This is a genomic window from Halobacillus sp. BBL2006 (genome assembly GCF_000786645.1).
Lineage (GTDB): Bacteria > Bacillota > Bacilli > Bacillales > Halobacillaceae > Halobacillus.
This window is the reverse complement of the sequence record NZ_JRNX01000464.1, coordinates 1-3,131: the sequence shown is the minus strand read 5'-3', so window position 1 is coordinate 3,131 and position 3,131 is coordinate 1. Positions and strand designations below refer to the sequence as shown.

At 44.9% G+C, this 3,131-nt stretch carries 2 protein-coding genes and 1 pseudogene; all 3 read right to left on the bottom strand.

The annotated features are described in order from the left end of the window. Nucleotides 1–250: pseudogene (locus tag LD39_RS13765) on the bottom strand (L-glutamate gamma-semialdehyde dehydrogenase); the annotation flags it as partial. A gap of 474 nt (nucleotides 251–724) precedes the next feature. Next, the gene (locus LD39_RS13760) at nucleotides 725–1,891 is read right to left on the bottom strand and encodes a CamS family sex pheromone protein (RefSeq protein ID WP_035548041.1); all 1,167 of its coding nucleotides are present in this window, start codon (nucleotides 1,889–1,891) and stop codon (nucleotides 725–727) included. 14 nt (nucleotides 1,892–1,905) lie between these two features. Beyond that, a partial coding sequence (ligA, locus tag LD39_RS13755; protein WP_035548037.1) for an NAD-dependent DNA ligase LigA occupies nucleotides 1,906–3,131 on the bottom strand: 1,226 nt, incomplete at its 5' end.

The following is a 3,131-nucleotide window of genomic DNA, read 5'->3' as shown; positions in this document are numbered from 1 at the left end:
CGTCTGCAATTCGGTGAGCTTTCTCAGCCAAATCCTGATTCGCTTTTGAAACATAACCAATAACTTCTTTCTTATTCGCTGGATTCACGACCTTGATCTTGTCATCTGTCATGATCCGCTCTCCACCGATAACTAACGGATAGTCTTTGCCTAAATCAGACTCAACTTGTTTGATCGCAGCTTCCAGAGCTTTACGATTTTCCTCAACGCTAAAATCGGTAAATGGTTCATGTTTGTAAGGTACTACCATTCTAAACCGCCTCCTTGAAAGTAAATGGGGTTAGACGCCACGTGATTTTTTTGAAAATTACCACTTCAAGCGTTTCCACTGATTATTCTATCGCAACCCATCCGCCAGTTCAAATTCTTTTGTCCGAAAAAAGTCGATTTATCGTCAAATGGACGGAAAATCGGTCATGACACTTTGATATCGTTCTCATATTTTCATATGCTTTTAATTAATCCCGCATTGCATTTTTTGTCTAAAAATTGCTTTTGGTTGATAACCATTCAGGTTTGCGCGATTAACTGGTCCATTTCGTTGATTTTCACGAGAGGAGTGGTTGATTATTAAGATGATTTCGCCGATTATCGCGCTCGTTCGAAGGATTCGATCCATATTGCAAAGCACAGCTGTCCTAGTTCCTTATTATTTGATTCTCCCGTCCACCTATTCTCCAATCCAACAAAAAAGCCGCACGCTCAACATCCATGCGGCTCACTCTTATTCATAAATGTGAACAAACGGTTCTTGCTCACCTGCTTTTCTCACAATTAAACTCTCCTGACGATCCATGCTCTTAATGTTCACTTCAACGTCGTAATGCTCAGGGAACATTTCAACAACAAGGCTGTAGACATACTGAGTGAACCCGACAACTTCCGATTGAGAGTGGAACTGGATCGGAATATCGATGGATACTTGTTGGAGTTCGTCATCGATATAGAATCCATTCGCGATCATTCCTACAAAGTTAGGAAAGTAATCAGCAACCTCTTTCCTGAAGTCAGAAAAGATCTGCGAATCTTCGAAGTAATCCTCCTGCGCTTCCGCAGATGGGAAAAGAACGTGTTTTTCATTGATCGGATCCCAATCACCAATCTTGTTGTTTGATGCTTTGACGTACGTTTTGCTCAGGAACTTCCCAGGTACCTTCGAGCTTGCTTCTTCTTCTTCATAAAGGGCAAAAACAATCGGGACGTCCTTCAATTCTTTACGTTCTCTCAAGCGCGTCAAAATTTCACCGGCGTACGCTTTCCCTTTTTTCAACAATTCGCTCGTGGAGTGATTTTCCTGATAATCTTTGTCTTCACTCGTAAAGTTATAGACGGTACGTAATGAGATCCCAATCGTGACACCCTGAACCTCTACGACATTCTCTTTTTTCTTCACAAGGAAATCCTGCTCGACGATGTTGGAAATGTATTTCGGATTATTACGAAACTCTTCGACGGATGCTTCATCTTCATTTAATTCGGGGTTTAACCCTTCTTCATTTCCTTTTTTACCTTTTTCGTCAGCTTCCTTATATCTTGAAAGCCAGCTTAACAACGTGTCCTGTGACAGGAACTGGCCAGGCTGGAAGAAGTAATCCTCCGGACTGAAGTATTCCTTCGAATGACGGCGCAGGCCGCTCTCGAATTCAGCGATGTCCAGCCGGTTCCCCATCTGGTTGGTCGTCACCGTTCTCGCCTTCGCTACTTTCGGGCTGCTCTCTGTCAAAATCATTCGATAGTTTTCATCGGACATCGTGTAGTTTGGTACGATGGCCGTCTGATTGCTATTCTCATCCTTCGTTTCCTGGATGACTTCTTCTCGATTATCAAAAACAGGGGTACACGCGCTTATAAACAGCAACGAACTTAACAGTAGTGCGTGCAGCTTCCTCATGGTCTTTCCACTCCCTAGTTGGATAAAGCTTTCATAAATTGTTCTTCATCCCAAATTTCGATGCCTAAATCAGAAGCTTTCGTGTACTTGGACCCGGCGTCTTCCCCTGCAATTAAGAGGTCTGTGTTTTTGCTGACACTTCCCGTTACATTGCCTCCGAGCTCTTGGACGATTTTCTTCGCTTCTGAGCGGCTGTAATTCTCCATTTTTCCAGTAAGTACGATCGTTTTATCCATAAACGGTGAATCGGACGGCTGATCACTCTTCTTCGGTCCCTTGTACTCCATGTTTAAACCGAGCTCTTTCAGTTCTTCCAATAATTGGATGACCTGAGGTTTAGCGAAGTAACGCGCAATAGAGTCGGCCATTTTCTCGCCAATTTCAGGAATCGATTCTAATTTTTCAGCATCCGCTTCTAAAAGGTTGTCCATCGTCTCGAACTCCTGCGCTAACGTGCTTGCTGCTTTCGTTCCAACATAGCGGACACCGAGACCGAACAAGAGACGCTCCAACGAATTCTCTTTAGAGGCTTCGATCGCTTTCAATAAGTTCTGCACCGATTTCTCGCCCATGCGCTCAAGCTCCAGTAACTGTTCTCGCTCGAGTTTATAAAGATCAGCGATGTTATGAATCAGCTTTTCCTGGAAAAGCTGAGCGATTACTTTTTCCCCAAGGCCTTCAATATCCATCGCATTTCTTGACACGAAGTGGATTAAGCCCTCGCGGAGCTGGGCTGGACAGTTCGGGTTGATGCATCTAAGAGCCACTTCTTCCTCAAGACGGACGAGCTTGCTTTCACACTCCGGACATGTTTCCGGCATTGAAAACGGCTCTTCATTCCCTTCGCGTTGATCCTCCATGACACGGACCACTTCCGGAATGATGTCTCCAGCTTTTTTAATGACGACGGTATCACCGATGCGGATGTCCTTTTCTCGGATCAAATCTTCATTGTGAAGGGATGCGCGCTGCACCGTCGTTCCGGCGACTTTGACCGGGTCTAGAATCGCTGTCGGTGTCACAACACCAGTACGACCTACACTGAGTTCGATATCGCGTAAGTAAGTGACGGCTTCTTCTGCTGGAAATTTGTATGCGGTAGCCCAGCGTGGACTTTTTGCTGTAAAGCCGAGAGTCTCCTGTTGATCTAGACGATCGACTTTGATGACGATGCCGTCAATCTCGTAATCAAGATCCGGGCGTCGTTCGACCCAGCTATGAACATAGTCGATCACTTCCT

Bases quoted from the DNA above. Each gene is read 5' to 3' on its own strand.
- LD39_RS13760 (WP_035548041.1), bottom strand. From the start codon at position 1,891: ATGAGGAAGCTGCACGCACTACTGTTAAGTTCGTTGCTGTTTATAAGC.